This is a genomic window from Vibrio sp. 1402, from assembly GCF_033340275.1.
Genome location: NZ_JAWOWE010000623.1, coordinates 1 through 539, shown reverse-complemented (window position 1 = coordinate 539; position 539 = coordinate 1). Strand labels below are relative to the sequence as shown.

General features: G+C 46.8%; 1 protein-coding gene. It reads left to right on the top strand.

The window, feature by feature from the left end; genetic code table 11:
* Positions 1-31: 31 nt before the first annotated feature.
* Entirely contained in the window at positions 32-439 is a 408-nt protein-coding gene (locus tag R7044_RS27600; RefSeq protein ID WP_005499247.1) for a transcriptional regulator, read from the top strand.
* Positions 440-539: the final 100 nt, after the last annotated feature.

The window sequence follows — 539 nt, the reverse complement described above, 5'->3', positions numbered from 1 at the left end:
AACTTTCGCAATTCGAACTGGAGTACGAAATATGTCTTTTGCCCAACGTTTAGCCACTTTGATTGGCGAAGAAAGCATCAGCGGATTTGCGCGACGCGTTGATGTGTCGGAAGCGCTCATCCGAAAGTACCTAAAAGGCAGCGAACCTAGCCTAACCAAAGCCAATCAGATTGCGATGCGGGCAAACTGCTCTCTTGAATGGTTAGCGACGGGTTGCGGTTATCTCTACCGTCGTGCTGAAGTGGTGGATATGGATGCCTATAAATTGGCTTTCCAACACGTGATGAATGAAGAGCTGACAGAAGATAAAGAAGAGCTTCATCGAAAGCTCATTGCAGGGTACCAATACCTGCGCGCACATAAAAAGGCAGACGGATTTTTAGATGAATCTGCCATGGCGACATTTCTTGCTTTGCATAAAGAGACTAAAGCCGAGTAAGTCGCAACTCGATCATTTCGCCATCACTGCGTAAAGTAATGACTACGTGCGGTGATGGCTCTGTAAACTCATCTGCTTTTACCCAAACCATCGACCTCTC

Bases quoted from the DNA above. Each gene is read 5' to 3' on its own strand.
- R7044_RS27600 (WP_005499247.1), top strand. From the start codon at position 32: ATGTCTTTTGCCCAACGTTTAGCCACTTTGATTGGCGAAGAAAGCATC.